General features: G+C 42.8%; 36 protein-coding genes, 2 tRNA genes and 1 pseudogene. 18 read left to right on the forward strand and 21 right to left on the reverse strand.

The genetic code is table 11. The features are described from left to right. Positions 1–4 precede the first annotated feature (4 nt). The 5 genes from OP489_RS03645 to OP489_RS03665 form a co-directional block, all read right to left on the reverse strand. Complete coding sequence (locus tag OP489_RS03645) at positions 5–1,228, reverse strand: PBSX family phage terminase large subunit (RefSeq protein WP_266163002.1); 1,224 nt, start codon at positions 1,226–1,228, stop codon at positions 5–7. Then, positions 1,225–1,677, reverse strand: coding sequence for a terminase small subunit (locus tag OP489_RS03650; protein ID WP_266163003.1), 453 nt, complete (start codon positions 1,675–1,677; stop codon positions 1,225–1,227). Before OP489_RS03650 ends, OP489_RS03645 begins: the two co-directional genes overlap by 4 nt. A 319-nt stretch (positions 1,678–1,996) precedes the next feature. Then, positions 1,997–2,407, reverse strand: coding sequence for a hypothetical protein (locus tag OP489_RS03655; RefSeq protein ID WP_266163004.1), 411 nt, complete (start codon positions 2,405–2,407; stop codon positions 1,997–1,999). A 157-nt stretch (positions 2,408–2,564) separates the two neighbouring features. Next, the gene (locus OP489_RS03660) at positions 2,565–3,299 is read right to left on the reverse strand and encodes a DNA-methyltransferase (RefSeq protein WP_266163005.1); all 735 of its coding nucleotides are present in this window, start codon (positions 3,297–3,299) and stop codon (positions 2,565–2,567) included. A 181-nt stretch (positions 3,300–3,480) separates the two neighbouring features. Then, positions 3,481–3,993, reverse strand: coding sequence for a hypothetical protein (locus tag OP489_RS03665; RefSeq protein WP_266163006.1), 513 nt, complete (start codon positions 3,991–3,993; stop codon positions 3,481–3,483). A 66-nt stretch (positions 3,994–4,059) separates the two neighbouring features. Here OP489_RS03665 and OP489_RS03670 point away from each other — a divergent pair, with 66 nt between their 5' ends. Next, positions 4,060–4,803 (forward strand): hypothetical protein, encoded by a 744-nt coding sequence (locus tag OP489_RS03670; RefSeq protein WP_266163007.1) that lies wholly within the window; start codon positions 4,060–4,062, stop codon positions 4,801–4,803. A 115-nt stretch (positions 4,804–4,918) separates the two neighbouring features. Here OP489_RS03670 and OP489_RS03675 read toward each other — a convergent pair whose 3' ends face one another. The 12 genes and pseudogenes from OP489_RS03675 to OP489_RS03730 all read right to left on the reverse strand — a co-directional run bounded on the left by OP489_RS03675 (position 4,919) and on the right by OP489_RS03730 (position 9,957). Then, the gene (locus OP489_RS03675; RefSeq protein WP_180340468.1) at positions 4,919–5,359 is read right to left on the reverse strand and encodes a DUF1064 domain-containing protein; all 441 of its coding nucleotides are present in this window, start codon (positions 5,357–5,359) and stop codon (positions 4,919–4,921) included. Then, positions 5,356–5,553, reverse strand: a complete 198-nt coding sequence (locus OP489_RS03680; RefSeq protein ID WP_266162756.1) for a hypothetical protein — start codon at positions 5,551–5,553, stop codon at positions 5,356–5,358. The genes OP489_RS03675 and OP489_RS03680 overlap by 4 nt, the downstream gene beginning before the upstream one ends. Next, complete coding sequence (locus tag OP489_RS03685) at positions 5,543–5,761, reverse strand: hypothetical protein (protein WP_266163008.1); 219 nt, start codon at positions 5,759–5,761, stop codon at positions 5,543–5,545. Before OP489_RS03685 ends, OP489_RS03680 begins: the two co-directional genes overlap by 11 nt. Further along, on the reverse strand, positions 5,748–6,644 hold the full coding sequence (locus OP489_RS03690) for a DUF4373 domain-containing protein (RefSeq protein WP_266163009.1): 897 nt from the start codon (positions 6,642–6,644) through the stop codon (positions 5,748–5,750). The genes OP489_RS03685 and OP489_RS03690 overlap by 14 nt, the downstream gene beginning before the upstream one ends. 75 nt (positions 6,645–6,719) lie before the next feature. Beyond that, complete coding sequence (locus OP489_RS03695) at positions 6,720–7,526, reverse strand: recombinase RecT (protein ID WP_266163010.1); 807 nt, start codon at positions 7,524–7,526, stop codon at positions 6,720–6,722. Continuing rightward, positions 7,523–8,443, reverse strand: coding sequence for a YqaJ viral recombinase family protein (locus OP489_RS03700; protein WP_266163011.1), 921 nt, complete (start codon positions 8,441–8,443; stop codon positions 7,523–7,525). Before OP489_RS03700 ends, OP489_RS03695 begins: the two co-directional genes overlap by 4 nt. Continuing rightward, positions 8,440–8,757, reverse strand: coding sequence for a hypothetical protein (locus tag OP489_RS03705; protein WP_266163012.1), 318 nt, complete (start codon positions 8,755–8,757; stop codon positions 8,440–8,442). Before OP489_RS03705 ends, OP489_RS03700 begins: the two co-directional genes overlap by 4 nt. Before the next feature lie 103 nt (positions 8,758–8,860). Further along, positions 8,861–9,010, reverse strand: a pseudogene (locus OP489_RS03710) (AbrB/MazE/SpoVT family DNA-binding domain-containing protein); the annotation flags it as partial. Continuing rightward, positions 8,979–9,281, reverse strand: coding sequence for a Lar family restriction alleviation protein (locus OP489_RS03715; RefSeq protein WP_266163013.1), 303 nt, complete (start codon positions 9,279–9,281; stop codon positions 8,979–8,981). The gene OP489_RS03715 and the pseudogene OP489_RS03710, both read right to left, overlap by 32 nt. 15 nt (positions 9,282–9,296) lie before the next feature. Continuing rightward, complete coding sequence (locus OP489_RS03720) at positions 9,297–9,461, reverse strand: hypothetical protein (protein ID WP_266163014.1); 165 nt, start codon at positions 9,459–9,461, stop codon at positions 9,297–9,299. After that, entirely contained in the window at positions 9,458–9,706 is a 249-nt protein-coding gene (locus tag OP489_RS03725; RefSeq protein WP_266163015.1) for a hypothetical protein, read from the reverse strand. The genes OP489_RS03720 and OP489_RS03725 overlap by 4 nt, the downstream gene beginning before the upstream one ends. A 41-nt stretch (positions 9,707–9,747) precedes the next feature. Next, positions 9,748–9,957, reverse strand: coding sequence for a helix-turn-helix domain-containing protein (locus OP489_RS03730; RefSeq protein ID WP_266163016.1), 210 nt, complete (start codon positions 9,955–9,957; stop codon positions 9,748–9,750). A gap of 233 nt (positions 9,958–10,190) precedes the next feature. On the opposite strand from OP489_RS03730, the gene OP489_RS03735 reads away from it, so the two are divergent. The 4 genes from OP489_RS03735 (at position 10,191) to OP489_RS03750 (ending at position 12,882) form a co-directional block, all read left to right on the forward strand. After that, a complete protein-coding gene (locus tag OP489_RS03735) occupies positions 10,191–10,559 on the forward strand; it encodes a helix-turn-helix domain-containing protein (protein WP_266163017.1) in 369 nt (122 codons plus the stop codon). 4 nt (positions 10,560–10,563) lie between these two features. Next, the gene (locus OP489_RS03740; protein ID WP_266163018.1) at positions 10,564–10,992 is read left to right on the forward strand and encodes an ImmA/IrrE family metallo-endopeptidase; all 429 of its coding nucleotides are present in this window, start codon (positions 10,564–10,566) and stop codon (positions 10,990–10,992) included. Between the two features lie 120 nt (positions 10,993–11,112). After that, a complete protein-coding gene (locus OP489_RS03745; protein WP_266163019.1) occupies positions 11,113–11,697 on the forward strand; it encodes a zinc ribbon domain-containing protein in 585 nt (194 codons plus the stop codon). A 150-nt stretch (positions 11,698–11,847) separates the two neighbouring features. Next, positions 11,848–12,882, forward strand: a complete 1,035-nt coding sequence (locus tag OP489_RS03750) for a site-specific integrase (protein ID WP_266163020.1) — start codon at positions 11,848–11,850, stop codon at positions 12,880–12,882. 158 nt (positions 12,883–13,040) lie between these two features. On the opposite strand, the gene OP489_RS03755 is transcribed toward OP489_RS03750, so the two are convergent. Together OP489_RS03755 and OP489_RS03760 are read right to left on the reverse strand one after the other, a co-directional pair. Continuing rightward, positions 13,041–13,130 (reverse strand) — tRNA-Ser (locus tag OP489_RS03755). A gap of 48 nt (positions 13,131–13,178) precedes the next feature. Continuing rightward, positions 13,179–13,267, reverse strand: a tRNA-Ser gene (locus tag OP489_RS03760). A 253-nt stretch (positions 13,268–13,520) separates the two neighbouring features. Here OP489_RS03760 and pta point away from each other — a divergent pair. The 10 genes from pta to OP489_RS03810 all read left to right on the forward strand — a co-directional run bounded on the left by pta (position 13,521) and on the right by OP489_RS03810 (position 21,440). Continuing rightward, complete coding sequence (pta, locus tag OP489_RS03765) at positions 13,521–14,495, forward strand: phosphate acetyltransferase (RefSeq protein WP_266163466.1); 975 nt, start codon at positions 13,521–13,523, stop codon at positions 14,493–14,495. 177 nt (positions 14,496–14,672) lie between these two features. Next, positions 14,673–15,920, forward strand: a complete 1,248-nt coding sequence (gene eno, locus OP489_RS03770; RefSeq protein ID WP_266163021.1) for a phosphopyruvate hydratase — start codon at positions 14,673–14,675, stop codon at positions 15,918–15,920. A gap of 184 nt (positions 15,921–16,104) precedes the next feature. Then, entirely contained in the window at positions 16,105–16,473 is a 369-nt protein-coding gene (locus OP489_RS03775; RefSeq protein ID WP_266163022.1) for a GntR family transcriptional regulator, read from the forward strand. Further along, a complete protein-coding gene (locus OP489_RS03780; protein ID WP_266163023.1) occupies positions 16,470–17,219 on the forward strand; it encodes an ABC transporter ATP-binding protein in 750 nt (249 codons plus the stop codon). The genes OP489_RS03775 and OP489_RS03780 overlap by 4 nt, the downstream gene beginning before the upstream one ends. Then, a complete protein-coding gene (locus OP489_RS03785) occupies positions 17,213–18,067 on the forward strand; it encodes a hypothetical protein (RefSeq protein ID WP_266163024.1) in 855 nt (284 codons plus the stop codon). Before OP489_RS03780 ends, OP489_RS03785 begins: the two co-directional genes overlap by 7 nt. Positions 18,068–18,082: 15 nt before the next feature. Continuing rightward, positions 18,083–18,295: a zinc ribbon domain-containing protein gene (locus tag OP489_RS03790; protein ID WP_180341138.1), complete on the forward strand. Its 213-nt coding sequence runs from the start codon at positions 18,083–18,085 to the stop codon at positions 18,293–18,295. 130 nt (positions 18,296–18,425) lie between these two features. Further along, positions 18,426–19,349, forward strand: coding sequence for an ABC transporter ATP-binding protein (locus tag OP489_RS03795; protein WP_266163025.1), 924 nt, complete (start codon positions 18,426–18,428; stop codon positions 19,347–19,349). Beyond that, positions 19,328–20,128, forward strand: coding sequence for an ABC transporter permease subunit (locus OP489_RS03800; protein WP_266163026.1), 801 nt, complete (start codon positions 19,328–19,330; stop codon positions 20,126–20,128). Before OP489_RS03795 ends, OP489_RS03800 begins: the two co-directional genes overlap by 22 nt. A gap of 171 nt (positions 20,129–20,299) precedes the next feature. Next, a complete protein-coding gene (locus tag OP489_RS03805) occupies positions 20,300–21,139 on the forward strand; it encodes a PHP domain-containing protein (RefSeq protein ID WP_180341135.1) in 840 nt (279 codons plus the stop codon). A 43-nt stretch (positions 21,140–21,182) separates the two neighbouring features. Further along, positions 21,183–21,440 (forward strand): TIGR03905 family TSCPD domain-containing protein, encoded by a 258-nt coding sequence (locus OP489_RS03810; protein WP_266163027.1) that lies wholly within the window; start codon positions 21,183–21,185, stop codon positions 21,438–21,440. A gap of 91 nt (positions 21,441–21,531) precedes the next feature. On the opposite strand, the gene OP489_RS03815 is transcribed toward OP489_RS03810, so the two are convergent. Further along, positions 21,532–21,720, reverse strand: a complete 189-nt coding sequence (locus tag OP489_RS03815) for a hypothetical protein (RefSeq protein ID WP_266163028.1) — start codon at positions 21,718–21,720, stop codon at positions 21,532–21,534. A gap of 156 nt (positions 21,721–21,876) precedes the next feature. On the opposite strand from OP489_RS03815, the gene OP489_RS03820 reads away from it, so the two are divergent. From OP489_RS03820 to OP489_RS03830, 3 genes are read left to right on the forward strand one after another with little or no spacing between them, the layout of a single operon-like run. Next, entirely contained in the window at positions 21,877–22,341 is a 465-nt protein-coding gene (locus OP489_RS03820) for a hypothetical protein (RefSeq protein ID WP_180341132.1), read from the forward strand. Further along, positions 22,334–23,350: an ATP--guanido phosphotransferase gene (locus tag OP489_RS03825; protein ID WP_266163029.1), complete on the forward strand. Its 1,017-nt coding sequence runs from the start codon at positions 22,334–22,336 to the stop codon at positions 23,348–23,350. Before OP489_RS03820 ends, OP489_RS03825 begins: the two co-directional genes overlap by 8 nt. A gap of 36 nt (positions 23,351–23,386) precedes the next feature. Continuing rightward, entirely contained in the window at positions 23,387–24,046 is a 660-nt protein-coding gene (locus OP489_RS03830) for a hypothetical protein (protein WP_266163030.1), read from the forward strand. 45 nt (positions 24,047–24,091) lie between these two features. Here the strand turns inward: OP489_RS03830 and OP489_RS03835 are convergent, their stop codons facing one another. After that, positions 24,092–25,066 (reverse strand): S1 RNA-binding domain-containing protein, encoded by a 975-nt coding sequence (locus OP489_RS03835; RefSeq protein ID WP_266163031.1) that lies wholly within the window; start codon positions 25,064–25,066, stop codon positions 24,092–24,094. Between the last annotated feature and the right edge of the window lie 87 nt (positions 25,067–25,153).

A 25,153-nucleotide genomic window follows, 5' to 3' on the forward strand; every position in this document is an offset into this window, starting at 1 on the left:
TAAATCACCTCGCTTTCCAGTCAGCCCAACGGAACTCACGTGCTAAAACGGTATAGCAGAAGTACCGCATATCATCCATGGCGTGATCGTTTTCTTTGATAACTGTATCAGAATTTTGCTTTTCATCCCATCGGTACAGTCCAAATTCCCGGATAATATCTTTGCAGGATTCGTGAAACTGCAGCATGCCTGCATGGAGCAGGGAAGAAGTAACTCTGATACCGTCAAGAACGTCGTTATCTGCAGCCCAAACGCTGAACTTTCGATGCCTCCGGATGCATTCAAGAAATGATGCAGCCGAAGGATCAACAATAACTTTTCGTATGTAATACCCAGCGGCCAGTTTTTCGAGAGCTTCGTAGTATTCCTCATCTGTCCACTGCCCTTCTTTGCGCCCGTCATGGTACCATTCTTTTACTCGGGTAGCTTTGTGATCCTGCACGCACCACAGTCCCATACTGCAGGGATTGAGAGTACCATAATCGATACTGACAAACCACTGTCCATCCATACCGGCGAGTGATCCGTGCCGAATAAAAGAGTCTGGACTATCAGTGAACATAGGATAAACTCTACCTTCGGCAACAACCCACAGGCCGAGAATATAACGGTCATAAAAGACGCCGGTATAATTGCCGTAGTATTCCTGCTTCTTTGCTTCACTTAGCGACGGATTATCGTCAAGCAGAAAATGCAGGTGCAGGGCGTTGTGCTTTTCCGGCTGACAGACCCATTCTTTATAAAACCAGTGCTGTGGCCCTTCCGGGTTACAGTTGAACCAGTATTTTGAACCGTCCACACTGCAGCGGGCAAGCGCCTGATTAACGAACGATTCCGGCATTAAGGCCACTTCATCCAGCAGCACTCCGGCTAAGGTAATGCCTTGAATCAGCTGATAGCTGGATTCGTCTTTTCCTCCGAAAATATAAAAGTGGTTGCTTTTATTTCCACGCGAAACAGTAAGCACATGATTCGCAAAGTGAATTTTGAATTGCTGCTGTAGATAGCGAATTCCCATTAGTGGGCGGATAATGTTGCGTTCTGCCGAAACGACGGTTTTGCCGCAGATTCCAAAATTTTGTCCGTTAAAGCTGCCCATTGCCCAAAGGACAAATGATAAAGACATTACGCAGGTCTTGCCGGCACGAACAGCGCCATCACAAATAAGCGCAGAATATTCAGAGTAAGGGAAAGTGAGAATTTGCTTTTGCTTTTCAGAAAAACTCATTTTTTCTCGAACTCCTCCTTCAGTGATTTTGTAATTGGATCATCTTCGACGACAACGGCAGACTGCTGTGCTTCAGGATGTTCAGACCAGCCCTTAAAATTGTTTGCAAGACTGAACTTTGCGCCATTGCTTCCATCTTTATCGTAGAGCCTTGCTTCCGCGTATTCTTCGCATCTGGACTTTGCGCGCGTAAGCGTGTCATTAAATGCTTTACTCCTTGCCTGGTAATTAAGAAGCGCCTGCCTGGAATTGAATCCTAAGGCAAGCGCTAAACCTGTTACAGTGGGGGGCCTTCTATCTAAAATGATAGGGTGTCCCCACTTATTCAGTACAGCTTTCCCATCATCATCCAACAATGGATTTCCTTCGCATTTATCGAAATACTGATCGATTGCTTCCTGCATTTCATCAGAATTTTTATACTTTCTAGGACGTCCAACAGATTTCATTCAGGACCACCACCCGGAGGACGCTGACCAATCAACATCAAGTCAGTAGCCCATTGTGCTCGTAGCCGGCGAAGATCAGCTTCCTGTTGAATGGAGCGATGGGGAAGGCATTCAAGATTACGTATTTGTTTATCTAGGTCGATCCGGTGATGCGGATCCAGCGGACAATAGGGGAGGGCACACGCTGGACACCCGGTCTTTATAGTGTTGTTCTGCGGACAATGATCACATGGCAGCATGGTGCCACCTCCTTAAAAATAGGTATAAAAAAGACGGCCCGAAGGTCGTCCTGAGCAGATATTTGAGATTGAATCTTTACTTAAATCTTTCCATCCTGTTTATTTAAATCAAGTTTAATGATTTTGGTAGCAGGATAAAGTTGAATTTCACCAGCATATTTTCCAGGGTTACCGGATTCGGGATCTAAAATTACTGTAATTTTTGCGTTTGTTATCAAAATCCTATATGATTCAGAGGCACTGTAAAAATAAATTTCTAACTGATATTTTGCTGGGTTATGTTCATCTTCTTCAAAGAAATCTCTTACGTAGAATTTATTATCAAATCGCCCGTCAAAATGAAAACTTTTCGTTTTCTCATTACTTTCAAGCTTGTCATGCAAAATAAGCCACTGTAAATTTCTGTGATCAATTTGAAATTCGTCAGTCACTATCTCATCCTGTGAGTTTTTGCTTCTTATTATTGCCTTCTGCACTTCCCAAGCGTACATTTTCATTTCTCCCTTTTTCTTTTCATAATATTTTCAATTATTCAAAAAGTAAAGAGAAGTCCTATATTTCTACATAATGCAACAAAATTGGTTGCAGAATTTGTAAAGTAAAAGCACCCAGCTTATTGACTAGGTGCTTTAGGGGGTAGGAAAAAGACTATTTGTCTTGTAATCGGTTTATAGCTGTTTGATAATACTGCCGGTCAAATTCCCAGCACACATAATTTCGCCCGGATTGTTTGCACGCGACCGCGGTGGTTCCGCTGCCGCAGCAGCTGTCCAGCACTAAATCTCCCGGGTTCGTGTAAGTCCTAATCAGGTAGTCAAATAGCGCTACCGGCTTTTGGGTTGGATGTAAACCGCGCTCACATTTGATTTCCAATAGCTGACGCGGATAATGTACGAAGCAGGTTTCTGTGTCATGGGATAGGCTGTTGTCCATACGATAAACAGAGTCCCCATGGGAAGGAACCTTTTTTCCATTTCTTTTGACTGGTTTGTCCAAAATGATTAGTCCCTGTGGATTGTAAGTGGGGAGGTGCTTGTAAAATACGCACACTTCTTCAATACACCGCAGGGGCATTCTTTTTGCGTTGGCGAATCCGGTCGGTTGATTTTTGTACCAGTACCAGCAATATCGGAAAAGTTTTGGTTGACTGCTGATAAGCTGCGTGGTGAAAGGCTGGCATCCGGTTAAACAAATTGCGCCGTGATCTTTGATGACTCTGAGATACTGTTCCCATAGCTGATCAAACGGTAAAAGGCTGTCCCAGCGACACCCCGTGATTCCATACGGGAGATCTGTGAGGACCATGTCTACACTGTGATCGGGCAGCCGGTGCATTCCGGCGATGCAGTCTTCGTTAAAAATATGATTGATATAGTTTTCCATGTGTAATCTCCTTTTTGTCAGAGACCCGCATGGCCTGCACTAAAAACGGTATAGAAAAAGGAGCTTCTTTTAAAAGCCCCTCTCTGCGAAATTCCGTAATTATATGTTAGCACACATTTTTCTCCGGTGCGCTCCGGAAAGCTCCGGTTTACTCCGATTTACTCCGGAAAACTCCGGCTTTTTAGCGACTGCTCCAGCTGAATACCTCTTGAGGAGATAGATCCGATAGTTCTTGAATGATTTTTCTAGTAATATCGTAAGTCTGACTTTCACTGTATCCGACTTTATCAGCAATTTCCTTCCACGGCGGCCGGCGTGTCCACATTTTTCGTGCATCTGGATCTTTAGGGCCTAAATAAGCCAGTCCTAAGATGCGTCTTTCTGTTAGTCCCAATGTCCCTAATGCCACTCGACACCAGTCCTGCTGCTCCTGCAGACGGGCAATGCGCTTTTGACACGATTCAATCTGCCGGTCAAAATAGACGGTGTTGTCCCGCGTGGCTGCGTTTGCAGTCTGGTCGCTGGTGCTGCCTTTTCCGGTCGGTAACCCAGAGAGGATAGGGGAGGAAAGAGAAAACTTTCCGCGCTCTTCCTGGCAGTGCCGGATCGTAGCCAATTCTTCATCAATCATTTGAGGAATGTCGTAATATTTCTGCAAAAGTTTCTTGATCTGATCTGGCGTCATTGGTTCCATTCAAAACATTCCTCCTAATTTTATATGGTATAATAAATAAAATACAACAGATTAAGGTGTGAAAACATGAACACAATCCAAAATAAGTTTTCAAATTTACAAATAGCAAAGAAAGAAGATATTGAGCATATCAAATACTTCGTTAAATTTTATGATAGCAAGCTATGGTGTGACCGTCTTATAGATGGGGAATTATTTATGCAAGCTGCAGAACATCACTGGCATACAGAGCAAACTTTGAAAAAAAAATATCAGACAGATGGAAACGATACTCGCGTCTTTAATTGCATGGGTGTAAATTCTAACCGTCCAATTTATTGTATGTACATTGTATATGACACAGATATAGTCAGAAATCATATAACATTCTCTGATCAGTTATTAATGGATTTCTGTGGGCAAGACAATGATATTACAAAAATCAGTGCTATTATAATTCAAGCACCACAATTTCTAGAAAAAATTAATGATGCGTTATTAAAACAAAATTTGTTTGCCTATTCTGGCGTTGTAAAATATGATAAGTGTAAAGCACGAGATGAATGGCTACTTGAACATAATTTATACAATGCTGTTTGCTTATTTAAATATCCAATATTTCAACATCAAAAGGAATTTCGTGTTCAAATGCGACTTAAATGTGATCTAGTAAATTGTGAAATTAAAGGAGAAAGTTTTGAAAACGATTCTGAAATTCCAAAGAAATATGCCCCATACAAGCTGCAAATTGGATCTATCGCAGGTATATCCAACCAATTTACATATAATGATTTAATTCGAAGTGGTCATAATTATATTCTTGCTTTGTAAATTGCAATTGTGGAAATATGTTTTATAAATTCGAAATCCAAACTTCTACAATTTCCGGGCCGTCTATGTACTGCCCATTTTTCATTGAAAGAATAATAGGCCCTTTGAAAATTTGTTAATCTACAATAATTTCTCGGAAAGCCCATCCATTTGGACGGCAGTATTTTTCGATGAATAACCTTCGGCGGTATATGTAATCTCTTTGGAGCTTTCGTATGGCCTTTGATTTCGTTTCTATGGCTTCTATGGTCCCGTTGCGGTAAGTTATGAGAAAGTCAGGAGTATAACGCGCTGAGGGCAATTTTAGACCGCAGTACTCGCTTTTCGGAAGCAACTCAAAACTTTTGTGTAACTCTATGTCGATGATCTGTCCACTTAGGATTTTCGGCAGAAGATCAGTTATGTAAAAGTTGCGTTCCAGCTGACTGTCAAATTCATCGGATCGTTTCGGTTTGCAGTGCTCTTTTTGCTGATTTTGCCTTTGTCGTTCTTTTATTTGACGTTCCAGTTCGGCACGGACAGCCGGGCCAAGTTGACTTAAGTCGTCAATTCTCATGGAAAAACATTTCTCCCGTTTTGCATTTCTTTTTTGCGCCGAAGGAGTTCGGCCTGAATGATTTCAATTTCTGAATTTGCAGCGGATACCGATTCCTTTTTCCCAAGTTGTCGATTAAAATTGAGCGCTTCTTTGAGACTATCAATGCGGTGCTGAAGTCTTTCAACGGGGAGTGTATGGTAATCAAGACTCATTTTTCATAACCTCCAATTTTGGCAGTATGTATTTTTCAAAATCCAGCCGTTCGCTGTCAGAGAGGGGACACCAGTCTGCAATCCCCTTCCAGCGTTTGTAACGCTTATATAGCGGCAGAACGGCCGGGTGGTTGATATTAACCCGAAACCCATATGGATTGTGTTCCAACAGCAGCCCAGTTTCTGCCGGATCGTTATGGTAAATCATGGGTCATTTCCTTCATACTGTTTTTAAAATATTCGTCCCAATCATTTTTTATTCTGTTTTGGGGCTGTGGGATTTCCTTCTGACCCTGTGATCTCGAAAGCCATGAATTAATAAACTTTTTGATCCCGCTTTTCGCTTTTCTGCGGCTTGGGTTGGTATCACACCAGCCTTTCATTTTCCGAAATTCCTGTTCGATATCGACTGCTGGATATAACGCTTTCCATTCCTCAATCTGACGTTCAGTAACCTGATATTCGGAATTATCACGAAGAATAAGAGAGATGAATGGAGGAGAGGCGGGTGAAACCGCTTTTGCGGTTGAACCTATCTGTTCTATACTCTTCTCTCCTTTACTCTCCTTTCCTTTACTTTGGGGATTAATTTGCAAATCAACTGCATTATTTTCTAAATTAACGGTGGTTTTCTCTGAATTTACAGTTTTAAAGGTAACCTTATTAAGAATGCTGGTTGGAACGTCTTTTTTATCAGATGAATCCAGTAACCAGTATTCTTTTATGATCTGTATTTCTTCACGGGTAGATACTGCACGTATGTACCTGCGCTGGATACCCGCCGATGTCAAAATGCCGAACATCTGAAAAACCCCATTATTGAAAATGGAACGTCGCAGACACCCTTGCACCACCTGCGTTATGTTCTCGGGGACGATCCCACAACCGACAGCGTCAGCCATGAGGAGGCAGGAATCTTTGTCCCACACTTTGTAATATCCAGTCGTGCGATAAATATCGCACAATAGAGAGATCACAATCAGGATCCCTTTTGATCCGAATTCGGCTTTGATCAGCCGGATTTTATCATCTTGGAGAAAATCAACATCAAGAGGAAAATAATCAATCCCGTCCTTAGCAGGACGAGCCATAAGATCACCTCCCGAATAAGAGCCTGTACCACAATCCACCCACCCGGCTCTGTGCCTTGCCTTCTGCGAAAATGGTTATGGTTCTTTGACCTCTCCGGTTTCTTCGTCGACTTCAACGCTTTCCGCTTCGATGTATTCAGTAGGAACGCTGAACATGTCATCCGAAATCTCAGTCTTGATAGTTTCATCTGCTGACATTCCACGGACAAATTCAGTTTTTAATGGAGCATATTTGAGGGCACGCTTCAAAACAGTTTTCTTTGCCATTTCTTCAAAGTTGGTTGACCAGGGGGAATAGCTGCTGCTGTATGCTTTGCTGTATCTCTTGGCAAAGGCGCGTACGTCATCGACGCTCATTACTTCAAATCCATATCCGCCGTCTTTTGTCTTAAACATGCCGTAGAAATAAACAGCGTTTCCTTTGTCGGCGTCTTTGCATGGTACATGGTGAAGCTTTGGTTCAAGCCCTAATTCATAGTCGAATTCATCATGTTCGTAAACGGTGTGCGCTTGGATAACGCTGATTTGGCCGGATCTGTAGGCAAGGTCAATTAACCCTTTATAGCCAAGTTGAAACTGGCATTCCAGAGTCCCATGATTTTTATATGGAATCAGATAGGCTTGCCCTAAGGGGGTATTCGGCTCGACACCAAGCTGTGCGGCAGTCATCATTGCGCCGAGGAAAGACTGCGGTGTTGTAGCTCCCAACTGCGGATTGGTAGAGAGAGCCGATAAAATAATCCTGGTAAAGCGTTCCGGCGTCAAAACGGAGGGCAGGGCTTTCTTGATTTCTCCCTGCATCTTTTGAATGTAGGCTTGAATGGTGTGCTTTTCGACTTTCGCGGTTGCTGTGCTTTCAGTAGCTTTTTGGATGGAGGTCATTTTGAATTCTCCTTTATATCAAATTTTCTGAATGTTGATTCTTTAAGATAAGAACGGAGGTCTATTTCCGGATGATCGGAAGCAAATTGTTTGAGATTAAAACTGCTCCTGGTTTGTTGCTTCCAGCTGACGGTATAATTGCTGCATATTCCTGACTCGCGCTCTCCAAGCTCACTCTGCAGTGCCTGTTTATATTGATTGAGTTCTTGCTGATAGGACTTAATAAGATCTTTGGTGCTGCAGTATTGCTGAATGAGGTCATGACAGGTCTGCAGATCTGCCGGCCCTTTTGCCGGATCACTGTTTTGAAAGATGGTTTCGAGTGTTTCACTGGTAGGGGGAAGGCCATCTACCGGAGGCGGTATATTTGGGACAACATATGTATTCCAGAAGTTGGATTCCGCTTTCATCAGCGCATCAATCTCGGCTTGATCACGTTCGATCGTAAACCACTTGAACCCCTGTCCCAAAATCACGCATGCTAAATACCAGCGGTCCCATCCGGTTACGGCCAGATAATGAACACACTGGACGTAATAGTTTTCCGGGAATTCTCCGCTTTTGAACTTTTTAAGGTTCATAACACTGGTGGTCTTGCATTCGAGTCCGGCACGTTCCCCGACGACTGCACGGTCAATGTTCGCATGAGCAAAAGGAAATGACTTGCTGCGGAAAAAATCAGTCCGGCGCCGTACTCTTTTTCCGGTTTCTCCCATGAAACGGCTTGCAACATACTGCTCCAAGTCGCGGCCTTGCCGCATGGCTTCGTTGTCCGGTTTGTCCGGAAGTTTACCGGTCTTATCCGCCCAAAGCATATATGGAGTCACATAATGGTTTAAACCAACAATGGCGGCGGCATCGGAACCACCGATTGATTTACGACGCTCAGACAACCATTGTTTATGTGTCAACTTCAAAGCAGATACTCCCTTTCTATTGTGATCGGCAGCCAATTCCCGGAATAAAACCAATCGACTAGCGTTTTCGTAAATTCCTGCCGGCAGTCGCCTGTGTTTTCAGAGCAGTCAAATGCTATTCCACAGCGAAGCATGGCATAGGGAAGGGCATCGTCTGCGGGCACAGTCTTTCCTCTCTCTGGACCGATCCCTTTATAAGCAACGATATTTCGCTTGACAAATCCTTCATTCTGCGGTACTTTTAAATTATTAGTGGTTTCCTTTCCGCCCTGAGTGTTGGTAGCGCTCTGGGCGGTATTTTTATGTTCATTCATTGGATTTCCTCCTTATCACGTTCAAAATGTCAGCCGGATCATTCCCAGATGATCGACAAGCACAGATCAGTGCTTCCTTGAGTTCTGTGGTTGTCCATGTTTCTGGCTCATATTTTCTCAGGACGATGCAATCACCATCCACAAAGATTTCCACCGGGTCACCATTTTTAATGCCGCGAGTTTTGCGGATTTCCTTCGGGATTACAATACGACCGAGATCGTCAATCCTGCGGACTATTCCTGTTGCTTTCATTAGTACCACCTCCATTTTTAGTTTTTAGCTTTTCTAGCAGCATTTGACTTAGTTCTTGTGATTTTTGCAACGCCTCTAAAACTTCTGTATTATCGTTTTCCGGGTCAACGCGGCGGTTCCATGCGGCGATGGCTTCGGGCTCTCCGTCGTTTACCCAGTTGATAAAGCAATGGCACTTTTGACATCCCACCCATCCATTCACACACGGTACGGTAAAATTGCGCCGTACCGCTTTTCTTCCGCAGAGAGGGCACGGCTTCAGTTCTCCCATCAACCTTCACTTCCTTTAATAATATTTTCCGGGGCGCATACTCTGCCGGTTACTCCGAACTCTTTCGCGGTTGCCGATTTCCTGCTTGTAATCGTTCCATGCTTTTTTAACTGCCCAGATAATCACATAAGCTACCAGCAGGGCGATTGTAAGCAAGCCGATGTTATAGATTGCTGTCATGCTGATTCCTCCTTTTCTAAAATTAATTTTTGCATAGGAATGTGTAATCGCTGACTAATGGCACGCAGTTCGCACAATCTAAATTGCGTCGGGTCCTTTAGCCTCCGATAGAGGGTGGACCGGTCAATATGTGCAACCACCGCTAAATCCATAGGATTTATTCCGGACATTTCGCAGCCATACTTGATCCCTGCAATTATTTTTCGATTTTCAAGTTCAGCTGCCGATACTCTTAATCTTGGCATTTTGAATCACCTACCTATAAACGACGTGATAGGACTGTTCATTATGTACCTCCATTTTCTTTCGATTTCTGTCTAATAAGTTCGTCCAGTGCCTTTGCAAACTCTGTTTCTGCACCATTCGGAGTTCGATGTCCGTTAAGCACCATGCTTACATATTCCGGCGTATATCCGAGTTGCGCGGCAAGCTGCTTCTTTGATACGCGGCAAACGTGCATTTTGCCGATGATTTTACCAGTCCAATTTTCAGGCATTAAAAGTTCACCTTCTTGTATCTTTATTGTTGCATTTCTTAAACTTATGTGCTATTATCTGTTTGTGACAACAAGAACATAAACTTTATCGATTGGTACTCGGTAAAGCGGGCACATTTAAGTTTATGTACTGCAACTTTGTGATTACAGTATAGTACATGAACATAAACTTGTCAACGCTTTTTTCTATGTTCTTAAACTTTTTTTGCAAGCAAGTTGAAGGGGACAGTTTTATGTTTTATGATGTATTTTCTTCGCTATGCGAAAAGCGGGGGGTCAAGCCAAGTAGGGCAGCAGAAGAGTGTGGTATAAATAAATCCAACGTAAGCAATTGGAAAAATAACGGTTATGTTCCGCGCGGAGACGCACTCAAAAAAATAGCTGATTATTTTAACGTTTCAATAGGGTATCTCCTCGGGAACGAGCAAAAAGAAAAGGCTTCCTCTCTGAATGAGAAGAAGCCTGAAGATATCACTTTTAGTGATTTTACTTATGCGCTCTTAGATGAATCTAAGGAATTAACAGAAGAGAATAAAGACAAGTTGTTGGAAATGGCAAAATTCTTTAAACAACAGCAGGATAAAAAAAAATCTAAGGATTGACATTATGGTTGAGTTTTCAGATTTATATAAAGAAATACAAGGACACGAAATTTCCCTATATCAATATGATGCTGGGGAAGTTAAGAGCGCTACGATTGAACTGAATAAGCAATATGGAATATTTATTGATATTACTCGGTTTTCATCATTGGCGGAGACAAAGAGAGCAATAGCACACGAAACAGGGCATTGTGTTACCGGGTGCACGCATAAAGTAAGCAGTTCGCTTGATTTGGTTCAAAAACATGAATATAAGGCCAATAGATGGGCAGTAAAGCGTTTTCTTCCGTTTGAACAAATACAAGCGGCGATTCAAGATGGATATACAAAACCATGGCAGCTTGCCGAGTATTTTGGATTGCCAGAGCCCGCAATTAAGTGGGCGATTCATTATTATATAGAAAATTGTGGGTTGTCATTTAGCGTGAAATAAAAAAGAGCAGAAGTATTCTATTAAATCAATTTATGAAATAGAAGCCTATAAAGACCAATTAATTAATTCTTTAAAAAGATATAATAAAATAGGAAATATTTTGATATGGGGGAGACATTTATGATTAAGTGTCCTAAGTGCCAGGCGCTAAATCCGGATGGGGCAAAGCAGTGTTATAAGTGTAAAACTTATTTAAGCGAAACTGCAACGGAACGAATATTTCACTCAAAATCCGATCATGTTCAGCAGGATAGTCCTAGTCCTGTTGAAAAAAATATTGAAAGTTCAGCCCGGAAAGATGCTGGAAGTCAGATTCCACCTAGTCCTAATGTTGAACCTACCAAGAAACCGATCAGTTCACTTTTTAGGAACCTGGCAATTGTTTCTCTGGTTGTCGGAATTTTGATGGGTTTATTGTTGGGAAGTATGTGCAAGACTGTCACAATGGGAGATCAGATTAATTATTTACTTGGAACTAGTTCCAGCAGTTCTAACAGTAAAAATTATAGCAACAGTAAAAGTCATAGTTCTGATAATAATAAACCCGTTGGTAGCTTTAATTACATAATGATGATTAGCGTATGGGGCGCTTTTGGAGCCCTTTCAGCAGGCCTTGCAACGGCTTCTTGCCATTTTAAAAACCAAGAGAAAGAAATTAACTTGTTGTATAGCATAGATGAAAAAATTCAAAGCAGTAAAAAATAAATAAAAAATCCGCCTACCGGTACTCGCAATACCAACAGACGGAATCATCGGCCGGAGCCGACAGGAACAAATGCAACCATATTGTACCAGTCGTCCGGCAAAAAATCAAGTAGCCGGGCATTTTTATGCCTATTTTTAGGGGGTATCAATATGGCAAGTGCAAAAAAACTTCCAAGTGGGGCTTGGAGAGTATTAATATATGCAGGAATGTCTCAAGGGAAAAGGCAGTATAAGTCTTTTACAGCAGATACTAAAAAAGAAGCGGAATATGTTGCTGCTGAATACAGTTATAAAAAGAAAAGGGGAAGGAAATCTGAGAATTTAACATTTGATGAAGCCGCAAATGATTATTTAGAAAGTAAATCAAATTTGCTTTCTCCTTCTACAATCAGAGGATATAGGATTATGCAGCGTACTGCGTATACATTAATTAAAGATGTGTGCCTCGGTAAATTAGAGGTCGGGGATTTTATACAAAAACAAATGAATCAAAACGCTTTAAAGTATTCTTCCAAGTCCTTAAAAAATCAATTTGGATTCATTTCTGCTGTTATGCGTTATCACAGAATGCAGGTACCGGATACAACACTTAAGCCGGATGAGCACAAATCAATTTTAGTCCCTACACAAGAAGATGCCCAGCGTATTATGAAAATAATAGAAGGGACCCCGATTGAGTGTCAAGTCTTGCTGGCATTAACCTGTAGTTTACGGCAAAGCGAAATTGCAGCGCTAACGGCCTTCGATATAAAAGGTGCAAAAGTTTATATTCACGGGGCTTTAATTTCAGATGAGCATGACCAACTTGTATATAAGCCCTTTGCAAAATCTGATGCAGGTACAAGAGTAGATTTAATGCCTCCATACCTGGCCCAAAAAATGAAGGCAGTGTGCAAGTTGCATCCGGATGGATGGCTTTTTCAGAGTCGATCCAGTCAAGTACTGAAACAGTTCAAGAATATTTTAAAAGAAAATGGCTTACCTCCTTATACAATGCACTCTTTACGTCATTGCTTCGCAGCAATTATGCATGCTCGCGGAGTTCCGGATAAATATGTTATGGATATGGGAGGATGGGCGAGTGATCATGTTTTAAAAAGTGTGTATCAATATACGTTTAAAGAAGAAACAGAAAAGATAAAAAAAGAGGCTAATCAATACTTCGAAAATGCTTTAAACAAATAAAAATACGGATTTCTGTGTTGCATTTCGTGTTGCATTTTTTAATTTTTGTTGCATTATTTCCTTTTTTCAGAAGAATTTAGTCTCAATAATAAGATATATAAACATAAAGAAAACCCGCATGAATACTGACTTTTCAGCAAACATGCGGGTTTTTGGATTGGCGGAGAAAGTGGGATTTGAACCCACGCGCCGGTTACCCGACCTACTCCCTTAGCAGGGGAGCCCCTTCACCACTTGGGTATTTCTCCAAGGTGAATTAAAATTATTTATATCAAATTTTTCAATCGAATTTGCAATGGCGGAGAGGAAGAGATTCGAACTCTTGGTCCCTCGCGGGATCACTGGTTTTCAAGACCAGCTCCATAAACCACTCGGACACCTCTCCTTACAAGACGAGATTTATTTTATCATAAAAGAGATTCGCTTGTCAAGAGATTGAAAAAAAATATTAAAAAATTGTGCAAAAACTCAAAAGAAAATAAAAACCAAAAGAGTAAATAAAATCGATTCTTTTCCGGACAGGCACTTTACTTTTATGGGAAAAAACGCTATAATCATCTTGCAAGAATTGTCCAAGTTGACGATAAATTCACAAACGGAGGAATCAAGTAATGATGACAGAGTCAAAGGGCAGCGGTATGCTGACTAAATTGATCAAAAACCTGAAAGAAAATCCTCGTCGGATTGTCTTTACTGAAGGGGAAGATCATCGTATTCAAGAAGCGGCATCCCGCCTGAAAAAAGAAGGATATTTAACGCCGATTATGATTGGTAATCCCGAAAAGGTACAGGCTGCAGCGAAGAAAAACGGAATTGACATTGATGGAATTGAGATTGTTGATATTAAAACATTCCCTAAATTTGATGAGTTCGTTGCAAAAATGGTCGAACTGCGTAAAGGAAAAATGGATGAGGCTGCATGCAGAGCAGCTCTTTCTAAATCCAACTATTTTGGCACCATGTATGTGAAAATGGGCTATGCCGATGCACTTTTGGGCGGTGCTACTTACTCTACCGCAGATACAGTTCGCCCGGCACTGCAGCTTATTAAAACAAAGCCCGGCAATAAGATCGTGAGCAGCTGCTTCGTTCTGAACCGTCCAAAGGCTGATGGAAGCGATGAAATGTATGTAATGGCAGACTGTGCTATTAATATTGATCCTTCTGATGATGATTTGGTTGAGATCGCTCTGGAATCTGCAAAGACCGCTCGTTTCTTTGATATGGATCCAAAGGTTGCAGTACTTTCTTACAGCACAAAGGGTTCCGGAAAGGGAGAAAGCGTTGATAAGATGCGTTCTGCTACCGAGAAGATTTTGGCTGCAAAACCAGACTTCGATGTAGATGGCGAATTCCAGTTTGATGCTGCATTCTCTAAAGAAGTCGGTTCTTTGAAGGCTCCAGGATCAAAGGTTGCTGGTCAGGCAAATACCTTTATTTTCCCGGATATCAACGCTGGTAACATCGGTTATAAAATTGCTCAGCGCCTTGGTGGTTTTGAGGCAATTGGGCCGATCCTGCAGGGATTGAATGCACCAATCAATGACTTGTCCCGTGGCTGCAATGCTGAAGAAGTATACAAAATGGCAATTGTAACAGCTGGTATGGCTTGATTCTGTAAAAAAATTTATTTATTCAGCGGTTTCCTTTTATTTAAAGCAAATCTGTTTTATCGGAGCGTTTTGAGTAGGGGAAGCCGCTTTTTTTATAAAAGCGATGGAAATTTGTATGATATGTAAATAATTGGGAATCTTTTAAATAAATCTTATCTCAATTAGGGAGGAATCTCGATGAAAAGCCGAATTACAAAAATTACGGCGCGCTGGATTTTAGATAGCAGAGGCAATCCAACCGTAGAAGCAACGGTGTTTTTAGCAGATGGAACTCACGCAAAAGCGGCAGTTCCAAGTGGGGCTTCTACCGGTCAGCATGAGGCACTGGAATTGCGGGATGGCGGTGCGTTTTTTAATGGGATGGGCGTCAAAAAAGCAGTCCAAAATATTGAGCAGGAATTAGCACCGGCTTTGCATGGAATGGATGCCTGCGATATTATGTCATTGGACGCTGCAATGTGTGCGTTAGACGGTACCCAAAACAAGGAACGTTTGGGAGCCAATGCAATTTTAGCAGTCAGCATGGCGGCAGCTAGAGCGGCCGCAGTGAGCAGCGGGCAAGCTTTGTGGGAATTCTTGCAGGAAGAAGAAAACTTCACGAGAACAAAGCCGCCGGTACCGTTTTTGAATGTCTTAAATGGTGGTGCTCATGCTGGAAATAAGCTTGATACACAGGAGTTCATGTTGGTGCCGCAGGGAAAAGATTTTGAGGAGAATCTGCGGCGTAGTGCGGAAGTTTATCATGCTTTAAAGGGAATTTTGAAAGATAGAAATCTTTCCACCGCGGTGGGAGATGAGGGCGGTTTTGCACCGGAACTTGAGAGTGATGAGGAAGCGCTTGACTGTCTGACAGAAGCGGTAAAAAAAGCAGGATATGAGCCTGACAAAGATTTTCAATTTGCATTGGATTTTGCAGCGAGCGAATGGGCCGATAAAGAGGGACATTATCTTCAGCCCAAGAGCGGCCATATTTTTACCACGCAGGAATTGGTGGAATATGAAAAGAAATTAATTCAAAAATATCCAATCTGTTCTCTGGAGGATCCTGTTGGAGAGGAAGATTGGGAAGGCTGGAGAATGATCACAAAGGAATGCGGAGATCTTGTATGGCTGGTCGGTGATGATTTCTTTGTGACGGATTCTAAGAGGCTGCAACGCGGCATTGACGAAAAGTGTGCAAATTCAATTTTAATTAAGCTTAATCAGATTGGAACGGTTACCGAAACGCTGAATGCTATCCGTACAGCCCAGTCAAATCAGTATCATGTAATTGTTTCTCATCGGTCGGGCGAAACAGCGGATACTTTTATTGCTGATTTAGCGGTTGCTGTCGGAGCGGATGCCTTAAAGTCGGGTGCACCGTGCCGCTCGGAGCGAACGGAAAAGTATAATCGTATGATGGAGATCCTTTCGCCGCAAAAGTGAAATTCATCCCCAAAAGGCGGCTGACAAGTTCGTCAGCCGCCTTTTTATGCCTTGTTGAGGCTGTTACAGCGGTTAAAAAAATTTTTAAAAAGTGCTTGACAATCGGAAAGTCCAAGTGTATTATTGTATTAAGTTGTTAATACAATTAAAAATAGAACTGGTGAAGACGAAAGGAGGAGAGACGATGGTATGGAAATTCACAGAAGATCGTCCAATTTATACGCAACTGGTCGAACAGCTTCAACTGCGGATTGCTATGGGGCAATATCCTCCGGGAGGAAAATTCCCCAGTGTTCGTGAGTTGGCGTCTGAGGCCGCTGTTAATCCCAATACGATGCAGCGAGCGTTAACACAGCTGGAAAGCAGTGGCTTGCTTTACAGCGAGCGTACCGCAGGAAGATTTGTAACAAAGGAGGCAGACCGAATTATGCAGATGAAAAAAGAAATGGCACAGCATTTGATGACAGAATTTTTGCGTGGAATGAAAGAACTTGGTTTTACAAAAGAGCAGACGATTCGGCTGCTTCAGCAGATGGAGGAGGAATCAATATGAATGAGCAACTAGAGCAGACTGCTCAGATTCCACAGGTGCAGGGAGAACATGCTCCTATATTGGTTTGTGAGCATCTGAGCAAATTTTATCCGCAGTGTCTGGCACTTAATGATCTAAGCCTTTCACTGCAGCCGGGCCGAATTGTTGGACTTCTTGGCCCGAATGGAAGCGGAAAAACGACCCTTATTAAATTGATCAATGGACTTTTAACCCCTTCTAGCGGACAAATCACAATCAATGGGATGCAGCCGGGTCCTCAGACAAAGGCGATCGTTTCTTATCTTCCGGATCGGAACAGTCTCCCGGAATGGATGACGACTGAAGAATTGCTCCATTTCTTCGCGGATTTTTATGCGGATTTTGATATTGGAAAAGCTCGTGAAATGCTTCAGCATTTGCACATCACAGAAAAAATGCGCTTAAAGACCATGAGTAAAGGAACCAAAGAAAAGGTGCAGCTAATTTTGACAATGAGCCGTGCTGCAAAGCTGTATTTGTTAGACGAACCGATTGGTGGGGTTGATCCGGCAGCCAGAGATTATATTCTGGAGACCATTATCAGCAATTACAGTAAAGATGCCTGTGTGATTATCAGTACTCATTTGATTGCGGATATTGAGAAAATTTTGGATGAAGTTTTGTTCTTAAATAGCGGAGTGCTTGTCATGCAGTCTAGCGTAGATGATATTCGGGAAAAAGAGGGCAAGAGCGTTGATGCGCTTTTCCGGGAGGTATTCAGATGCTAAGAAAATTATTGAAATATGAATTAAAAGCAACTTCACGGATCTTCCTGCCGATGTATGGATTACTTTTTCTGTTTTCGATTGCAATGCTGATTATGTTTAAGAATACATCCGGAACTTTTTCAACGACTCCCATGGCTATCATTGGATTTTTGATTGGCATTGGATACGCTGCTTTAGTGACGGCAATTTTTGTGATGACAGTCGTTATCAGCATTCAGCGCTTTAACCGCAATCTTTTGGGGCACGAGGGATATTTAAGTTTGACCTTGCCGACAACAATTGCGCAACATATCTGGGCAAAACTTTTGATTTCCTGCCTTTGGGTAATCCTAAGCTGTGTTGCTTTGGTGATTTCCGTTATGATCATGTCGGCGAATGACAATATGGTGCGAGTCCTTTCTTCCATATTCTCTTCTATCGGTAAGGCAACTCAAATGTACGGCGGATCAGTTTGGGCTATGGGATTTTCTGTACTCGCTTTCATAGTCACATGCCTGCTGCAGTGCATTCTTGGCGTTTATATGGCAATCGCGGTCGGTTCTCTCTTCCCGAAGCATCGGGTGCTTACAGGAATCGGAGCCTATACGGTCGGTGGAATTGTGCAGGGCACTGTCGGCTATTTCTTCTTCAGAGGATTTGATCGAGCAACGAGTGCCGATGGTATCTTGGCAAATTGGTTTCAAACGCTTTCTGTGAGTGACAATTTCAGCCAAGTTGAGATTGATATTCGAGAGATGCATATGTTTTCGATTGCTCTAGGCAGTATGACAATCTTTTTCCTGGTGTTCTGTGCGATCTTCTTTGTAATTACGCATCAAATTCTCAAGAATCATCTGAATCTGCAGTAAAAAGGAGGAAGCTTCGTGGAACAAAAACAATACATTTGTCCCAAATGTGGGAATCAATCTTTTGAATCAGATCAGTTTCAGGCAACCGGTGGAAATTTTGCGAAAATTTTTGATATTCAAAATAAGAAATTCTATACCATTACCTGTACGCAATGCGGTTATACAGAACTTTATAAGACAATGACTGACGATGCGTGGAATATTCTAGATTTTCTAATTGGTAAATAACAAGCAGCAGCACTTCGGTATTTTTGACCTCGAAGTGCTGCTTTTTTGGGAAAAAGTGTGCAATGCGTTGACATTTGAAAAGAGGAGTCGTATTCTGGAACTATTAAGAATTTGTTGAACGGGGGCTGTTATGGAAGCAATCCTTACAAAAAAACTTACAAAAATTTATTCGGAAAAAGTTGTTGCCTTAAATGATTTTTCTTTTGCCGTTTCCGAGGGGACTGTTTATGGTCTGCTGGGTGGAAAAGGTGCCGGAAAGACAACTTTGGTAAAGCTTTTAAGCAGCCTTGAAAAACCTACTTCTGGAGAGTGTACAGTCCTAAATTGGAACCCAATGAAAGCGCCCGAACAGATTCACCAGAGTTGTGGAGTGTTAACGCAGACGGCGGGATTGTATAAACAAATGACCGGATGGGAAAACCTGCTGTTCTTCGGAGGAGTCTCCGGACTGAAAAGAACAGAATGTGCGGAACGTGCAGCAGAATTGATGCGGGAATTAGATATTTTCCCGCTTCGAGACCAAAAAGTTTGGAGATATACAACAAGTGAAGCACAGCGCCTATCGCTTGCGCGTGCGCTGATGCATCGGCCGCGTGTGCTTTTATTGGATGAACCTGTCAGCGGACTTGATTCGGATACAGCATCTGCTGTGTTGAGCCTGATTTTTGGAATCGTGCAAAACGAGGGAATGACAGTTTTGCTGTGTACACGCTTTCCACAGGAAGCAGAAGTGCTCTGCGAAAAGTTTGGAGTACTGAGCCATGGATGCTTGATTGCGGATGGAGATTTAAATACGCTTTCAGAGAAAGCAGGCTGTTGGCCGAAAGCGGTACTGCGGATTCCTGAAGAGGATCATCTCCAAGATTGGACTTTACAGGAAGATGGTTTTTGGGGGAAAAAAATTCAAAATGAATCAGAAATGCCTGAAATTCTCCGTGAAATGGTAGCAAAAGGGCATGATATTTATGAGGCACGGGTTATAAAACCGACTTTGACTAATATTTATAAAGCCCTTTTAGGAGGAATGACAGAATGCACAAAAGGCGGGCAGTAAAAACAGATAGAATTCTTATTAGAAAAGAGCTTACTGAAATCTGGAATGATCGTGTAGCGCGCAGTTGTATGATTATCATTCCGATTTTTTTGGCCTTGCTGATTCCAGGCGGATATCTTGCGATGCTGATGATTTTCCATCAGCATTCTTCTCTGGGAGAGGGACTGATGGCCCTTTTAACAACAAAAAATGAATGGATGAATGAACGGCAGGCTCTATTTGCCATTTTTAGTCGGTATATCTGCCCGATGCTGTTTTTAATGATTCCACTTCTTTGTTCCTGCATTACGGCGGCCTGTAGCTTTGTGGGAGATCGAGATCGTCAGACGCTCGAGTCCCTGCTTTTAACACCAGTCCGGATATCGAGAGTCTTTCAGGTTAAGGCAATTTGCTGCATCATGATTTCTGCTGTTACTACAGTGATCTCTTTTGCTTTGATGGCTCTGGTTCTTTCAATTGGAGATATCCTTTTAAAGGTTCCATTTTTCTTTCGTCTGGAGTGGCTGATTGTGCTCGTTTTGCTTGCACCGTCGATCACGGTGTTGGGCACTTTTTTTACAGCTGCGGGGTTCTTTAAGAGCGGTTCTTATCTCGAAAGTATCCAGACCAGTGCATATCTGGCTTTTCCATTGACTTTGTGCTGTATTGTGCCGTTTACTGGCCTTTTAGTTTTTTCTGCACATGTTCTTTTGATTTTCTGGGGAATCATATTGCTGGCAGATGTGATCCTTTGGCGGATAAACCGTCACTCTTTTCGGATTCAGAAAATGGCGCTTTAAAGTAGAATTCGTTTTTTAAAGGGTCACCGTTTTAAAACGGTGACCCTTTATTCTGCCCAACTGGCAAAAACGTTTGTTGCAAAACTATAAAATTTGTATTATAATACGGATAGAGTAAAAAAACAACAGTTAAATGTAAACTTTTAGAAAATAAAAAGGTGGGGTGATTGGGTGCCAGCAGATCTGCATTGCCATACCAAGATTTCCGATGGTTCTGTCAGCATTGAAGAACTATTGCAGCTTGCAAAACGGAAAGGGCTTAAAACAGTGGCAGTAACTGACCATGATACCTTTGCAGGAGCAATCAGGGCAAAGGTTTATGGGAAGCGAAATGAAATTGAAGTGATTCCTGGAGCAGAATTCTCCACCGCCGATACCGAGACAGGAAAACGTGCTCATATTTTGTGCTATTTCTGTTCCAATACAGATCGTCTGGAGGGACTTTGTAAGCATACTAGTGATGCGCGTAGACGTGCATCTTTAGTAATGCTTCAAAAAGTGATCCATTTGTATCCGGTTACAGCAGAGATGATTATGCGGCGAGCACAAGGCAGCACTAATATTTATAAGCAGCATGTGATGCACGCATTGATCGATGCCGGGTGTACAGATGAATTTTATGGCCCCGTTTATCGAAAACTTTTTGATCATAAGGTGGGGCTTGCTTATAGCGCAGTTCATTATCCAGATACCCGCGATGTGATTAAGCGAATTCACGATGCAGGAGGAGTGACTGTTTTTGCCCATCCCTGCCTTTATGATGGATTTCCCCTTTTGGAAAAGCTTGCATCTGAAGGGCTATTGGACGGCGTAGAAGTCAACCATCCCTGCAATAAGGAAGATGATGAGGAAAAAGCTCGTGCGATTGCGCAGAAATATCATCTTGCCATGACCGGCGGCAGCGATTTTCACGGCATGTATACGAATCATCGGACAGAGGTTGGTGCCTGTTTGACGGAGGATGACCAAATTGAACTGCTGAAAAAGCGTGCCGCAGCGCTCCGAAAATAATTCTTGCCGAAATATTTTTGATACTTTAAGAGAGGGTTTTTCGATGAAATATAACTACAAGACAAAAGGAACCTGCTCTCGTGAAGTTCAGCTTGAACTTGACGGAGATCGGATACAGGATATGAAAGTTATTGGAGGATGCAATGGAAATCTAAAGGGCATTTGCGCTTTGGTAAAAGGGATGAAAGCGCAGGACGTGATCGACCGCTTTTCTGGAGTGCGCTGTGGATTCAAATCCACTTCCTGTCCGGATCAGATTGCCAAGGCACTTAGAGAAGCATTGAAAAAGAAGGATATCTAAAAAGATTCTCAAGATAAAGAATAAGGGCTGCAGGAATTATCTTCCGCAGCCCTTATTCATTCAAATGCTAGGAACTTGCAGATTAGTAGGATTAGCAGCCGCAATTGTTATTATTGCATCCGCAGCCATCGCCACAGCCACCGCAGCCACCGCCACAGCCGCCACAGCCATTGCCGCAGCCACCGCCGCAGCCACCGCCGCAGCATACAAGAATGATAATCAGAAGGATAATCCAACTGCATCCACCGAATCCACTGCATCCACCACAATTATTGCACATAAAGTATTGCCTCCTTCGTTGTTTTACATGCCAGTATACGAAGAAAGCATAAAATGTGTGCATTGCCTACAGAGAAAAGAGAATTTCATAATTTTTTCACATTCTGGCAGTATACTAATTCCAACTTTAAAGAGATTTTGATTTGGAGGAACGATTATGCTATGTCAATCCTGCGGGGAACAAACCGCTACAATGCGAGTCAAAGAGATTGTAAACGGTCGTTTGACAGAGTATGCAATTTGCGCTTCCTGTGCAAGAAGACTGGGATATAACACCTTGCTGTCCGGTTTGGGCAGAGGGTACGGCAGCATGCTGAGCGAATTCTTTGGGGACCAGCCGCCGGAACCGGAAAAGCGCTGTCCGCAGTGCGGGGCTTCTTTTGAAGAGATTGCAAGAACCGGCAGAGTCGGCTGTGCACTTTGTTATGAAGCCTTTGAGGAAGAACTGATGCCGCTGATTCAACGACTGCATGGAAATGAACTTCACTGCGGAAAATTCCCAGGCGAAAATTTGCCGCAGCCTCGTTTGCAGAGCCAGATGATTCCTATGCGTGAGATGTTGGAAAAGGCAATTCGAGAAGGGAATAAGAATCTTCTGAAGGGTGGAGAAAGCGATGCATAAGTGGTATGAAAAATCCGGACCCGATTCAGAAACAGTGCTTTCCTGCCGAGTACGTTTAGCGCGAAATTTTGCAGACCTTCCTTTTCCATCGAAGATGTCTCGTTCTGATTTGGAACGCAGCCGAGAGAGGGTAAAAAGAGCGCTTTCTCTTTGCAGTCGGGCACAGGATTACCGCTATATTCTGATGGAAGAAATGACGGAGAGCGAAGCGGTTTCTTTTGCAGAGCGGCAGCTTTGTACGCCCGAATTCATTGCAAAGACTTCCGGAAGAGCACTGTTCTTTACTTCGGATGAAGGGGACAGCATTACGGTAAATGGCGCCGACCATTTGCGGATTCAAATTTTGAGAACAGGAAACCAACTTTCGGAGGCATTAAAGACGGCTGATCAGTTGGATACTCAACTGGATCGCAGTCTGCGATTTGCGTTTCGCAGAGACCTTGGGTATCTTACGCAAAGCCCTATGGATTTGGGGACCGGCATGGTGGCAGGACTGCAACTGCATCTGCCGGCTTTGGAACAACTTGGTGAGATGGATCGAATCTGTACCGATCTGATTGGGCTTGGATTCGTAATGCGCAGCCTTTATGGAACAGATGCTGCCATTTATGAAATGCGTAATCGTATCACTCTTGGAATCAGCGAAACAGAGGCTGTCCAAAATCTTTCTGCTTTGGCAAAACAAGTCATTATGCGGGAAAAACAGGCCAGAGAAGAGATGCTTTCACAACCACAAACACAGGGGGAAATTCGGGGTAGTCTGAGCACTTTACAGACTGCAAGAATTTTGTCCCAGGAAGTTTTCTTTGATTGCTACTCAAAGATACGGGTGGGGATTTTTGCAGGTCTCATTCGAGGATTGACTGCAGAACAACTTGATACCTTAAAAATCGCGGTGCAGCCTGCAACTTTAACGGTGCAGGCAGGAAGAGAACTAGATGCTAAGCAATGCCAAATTCGCCGTGCACAGTTTGTCAGCACGGCCTTACAAGGCGTTCGCCTTTGCTAAAAAGTTATTTATTTGTCATGAAAAGGAGTGTTTTTCATGGAATTGCATCAAAAAATAACAGAGAACGAAAATTTTGCGGCAGCACTTTTAGCACGTGCGGGAGTTTATATTTCTCATGATCCATTAATGGATAGCAAGGCAGACCAGATGATTGCCGGGTTTCGAACACAGAAAGAGATTTATCAGAAGGTTATAGAGCTGTGTTCTTCCTCTCATTCTTCCCTTTCGGAATATCTTTCCGTAATGGCGTACAGTATGTTAGGGGAAGGGTATGAGGATGGCGTAATTCGTTGTGCAAAGGAATTTCTCAATACACCTTCTAATTGGGACATCGGAAATGAAGAAATTTTGATTCAGGACGGAATCCGGAAGAGAAGAGTAGATTTGCGCCGCGGAGAAGTTTTGATGGCAATGGCAACAGCAGAAGCTCAACGGTCCTTCTATGTTTCAGCTTTAATGCATCAAAAGCAAGCTTATGCACTGATGCCCTATAGCGGAGAGGCTGCTGTCCGTCTGTCTCAAATCCTTCATCACGAGGCTGGAATGGAAGCTGCTGTAAAGTTTTTACAGGATCAGCGGCAAAGTACTTTTTATCCGCCGTTTCTCTATGTGAATGAAGAAGGAAAGCAAAAACATAATGATGCTTTTTCAAGAGGCATTGAATCCGAATTGGAAAAGCTCAAAAAAGAATCATAAAAGAAGGGCGCCCCGCTGATGAAGACGGAGTGCCCGGCAATTATTTTAAGGTGGATTCGGTGTGTTTTCCGGTTTGGAAATAGAAAAATCATTTTGTTCAGGTGAAAAAATCGTTTCAATTCGTTTCGGACAGTCGGATGGAGAGTAGATAAATCGATCCATGTGACTGCCGCTGAAAAAGTATTCCGGTGGTTTCGGCGCCCATTCCTGATCAAAAGCGTCAATGATAACAAGCTTTACTTTCATGCGGGATGGAAGAATATTTTTGATGTAAACACTTGCTTGCTGTCCCGGCAGAATATTCGGACGGCTTTCGGCAAGTCCGGCTAAATTTGGGGTCAGTTCTACAAAAATCCCATAGGGCTCTACACTGCGGATCACACCTGCAACGGTCTGACCGGGTGAAAAACGAGCGGCATTTTCTTCCCATGTTCCGAGCAGTTCTTTTTCAGTCAGCGTGATGCGGCCGTTTTCAATGCTTTTGACCACGGCTTTTAGATCCATTCCAACGCTAAAACGTTCTCGAGGATGATTAATTCGGGAAATGCTGATACAATCAATCGGCATTAGGGCGGAAATTCCGCAGCCGACGTCTAAAAAAGCGCCGAAAGGTTCCAGATGGGTAACCCGTGTATCGATGATATCTCCAGGATTAAGCTTACTGAGATAGGATTCCATGCAAACGTTTTGTGCTTTTCTTCTGGAAAGAATTGCACGCTGTCCATTTTCGTTTTCTTCAATATCGGTTACAATGAAAGAGACAGGACGATTTACCCGGGATAAAATTGCAATATCACGGATTTTGCCCTCACGAATTCCTATGGCGCCCTCTTCCCGCGGAATAATGCCGCGCATACATCCGAGATCGACGATCAGATCGTGATCAGAGGTGCAGACTAATGCGCGTCCCTCCAGAATTTTTCCTTCCCTCATAGCTTCTTTAAGAGATGCCGGACTGTTGAGCGCTGCACGATTTTCGATGCAGTTGATCAACCGTCCTTCCGGCTCAAATCCAAGCATTCTTTGACTACCTCCTTTTTTACTGCCGTTTCATAAATATGCGGAGAAAGAAGGGGGTATTCACAATGATTTTTTAGAAAATGAATG

Source organism: Caproicibacterium sp. BJN0003, assembly GCF_026314295.1.
In the GTDB taxonomy this organism is placed as follows: Bacteria; Bacillota; Clostridia; order Oscillospirales; family Acutalibacteraceae; genus Caproicibacterium.

Excerpts from the sequence above, each read along its gene's own strand:
- OP489_RS03690 (WP_266163009.1), bottom strand. The coding sequence starts at position 6,644 with ATGGCTCGTCCTGCTAAGGACGGGATTGATTATTTTCCTCTTGATGTT.
- pta (WP_266163466.1), top strand. The coding sequence starts at position 13,521 with ATGCTGACTAAATTGATCAAAAACCTGAAAGAAAATCCTCGTCGGATT.
- OP489_RS03745 (WP_266163019.1), top strand. The coding sequence starts at position 11,113 with ATGATTAAGTGTCCTAAGTGCCAGGCGCTAAATCCGGATGGGGCAAAG.
- OP489_RS03660 (WP_266163005.1), bottom strand. The coding sequence starts at position 3,299 with ATGGAAAACTATATCAATCATATTTTTAACGAAGACTGCATCGCCGGA.
- OP489_RS03820 (WP_180341132.1), top strand. The coding sequence starts at position 21,877 with ATGCTATGTCAATCCTGCGGGGAACAAACCGCTACAATGCGAGTCAAA.
- OP489_RS03825 (WP_266163029.1), top strand. The coding sequence starts at position 22,334 with ATGCATAAGTGGTATGAAAAATCCGGACCCGATTCAGAAACAGTGCTT.
- OP489_RS03815 (WP_266163028.1), bottom strand. The coding sequence starts at position 21,720 with ATGTGCAATAATTGTGGTGGATGCAGTGGATTCGGTGGATGCAGTTGG.
- OP489_RS03810 (WP_266163027.1), top strand. The coding sequence starts at position 21,183 with ATGAAATATAACTACAAGACAAAAGGAACCTGCTCTCGTGAAGTTCAG.
- OP489_RS03835 (WP_266163031.1), bottom strand. The coding sequence starts at position 25,066 with ATGCTTGGATTTGAGCCGGAAGGACGGTTGATCAACTGCATCGAAAAT.
- OP489_RS03735 (WP_266163017.1), top strand. The coding sequence starts at position 10,191 with ATGTTTTATGATGTATTTTCTTCGCTATGCGAAAAGCGGGGGGTCAAG.
- eno (WP_266163021.1), top strand. The coding sequence starts at position 14,673 with ATGAAAAGCCGAATTACAAAAATTACGGCGCGCTGGATTTTAGATAGC.
- OP489_RS03730 (WP_266163016.1), bottom strand. The coding sequence starts at position 9,957 with ATGCCTGAAAATTGGACTGGTAAAATCATCGGCAAAATGCACGTTTGC.
- OP489_RS03675 (WP_180340468.1), bottom strand. The coding sequence starts at position 5,359 with ATGAGAATTGACGACTTAAGTCAACTTGGCCCGGCTGTCCGTGCCGAA.
- OP489_RS03720 (WP_266163014.1), bottom strand. The coding sequence starts at position 9,461 with ATGACAGCAATCTATAACATCGGCTTGCTTACAATCGCCCTGCTGGTA.
- OP489_RS03775 (WP_266163022.1), top strand. The coding sequence starts at position 16,105 with ATGGTATGGAAATTCACAGAAGATCGTCCAATTTATACGCAACTGGTC.
- OP489_RS03650 (WP_266163003.1), bottom strand. The coding sequence starts at position 1,677 with ATGAAATCTGTTGGACGTCCTAGAAAGTATAAAAATTCTGATGAAATG.
- OP489_RS03670 (WP_266163007.1), top strand. The coding sequence starts at position 4,060 with ATGAACACAATCCAAAATAAGTTTTCAAATTTACAAATAGCAAAGAAA.
- OP489_RS03750 (WP_266163020.1), top strand. The coding sequence starts at position 11,848 with ATGGCAAGTGCAAAAAAACTTCCAAGTGGGGCTTGGAGAGTATTAATA.
- OP489_RS03795 (WP_266163025.1), top strand. The coding sequence starts at position 18,426 with ATGGAAGCAATCCTTACAAAAAAACTTACAAAAATTTATTCGGAAAAA.
- OP489_RS03725 (WP_266163015.1), bottom strand. The coding sequence starts at position 9,706 with ATGCCAAGATTAAGAGTATCGGCAGCTGAACTTGAAAATCGAAAAATA.
- OP489_RS03680 (WP_266162756.1), bottom strand. The coding sequence starts at position 5,553 with ATGAGTCTTGATTACCATACACTCCCCGTTGAAAGACTTCAGCACCGC.
- OP489_RS03740 (WP_266163018.1), top strand. The coding sequence starts at position 10,564 with ATGGTTGAGTTTTCAGATTTATATAAAGAAATACAAGGACACGAAATT.
- OP489_RS03830 (WP_266163030.1), top strand. The coding sequence starts at position 23,387 with ATGGAATTGCATCAAAAAATAACAGAGAACGAAAATTTTGCGGCAGCA.
- OP489_RS03645 (WP_266163002.1), bottom strand. The coding sequence starts at position 1,228 with ATGAGTTTTTCTGAAAAGCAAAAGCAAATTCTCACTTTCCCTTACTCT.
- OP489_RS03695 (WP_266163010.1), bottom strand. The coding sequence starts at position 7,526 with ATGACCTCCATCCAAAAAGCTACTGAAAGCACAGCAACCGCGAAAGTC.
- OP489_RS03780 (WP_266163023.1), top strand. The coding sequence starts at position 16,470 with ATGAATGAGCAACTAGAGCAGACTGCTCAGATTCCACAGGTGCAGGGA.
- OP489_RS03685 (WP_266163008.1), bottom strand. The coding sequence starts at position 5,761 with ATGATTTACCATAACGATCCGGCAGAAACTGGGCTGCTGTTGGAACAC.
- OP489_RS03655 (WP_266163004.1), bottom strand. The coding sequence starts at position 2,407 with ATGTACGCTTGGGAAGTGCAGAAGGCAATAATAAGAAGCAAAAACTCA.
- OP489_RS03785 (WP_266163024.1), top strand. The coding sequence starts at position 17,213 with ATGCTAAGAAAATTATTGAAATATGAATTAAAAGCAACTTCACGGATC.
- OP489_RS03705 (WP_266163012.1), bottom strand. The coding sequence starts at position 8,757 with ATGAATGAACATAAAAATACCGCCCAGAGCGCTACCAACACTCAGGGC.
- OP489_RS03800 (WP_266163026.1), top strand. The coding sequence starts at position 19,328 with ATGCACAAAAGGCGGGCAGTAAAAACAGATAGAATTCTTATTAGAAAA.
- OP489_RS03715 (WP_266163013.1), bottom strand. The coding sequence starts at position 9,281 with ATGGGAGAACTGAAGCCGTGCCCTCTCTGCGGAAGAAAAGCGGTACGG.
- OP489_RS03665 (WP_266163006.1), bottom strand. The coding sequence starts at position 3,993 with ATGGAACCAATGACGCCAGATCAGATCAAGAAACTTTTGCAGAAATAT.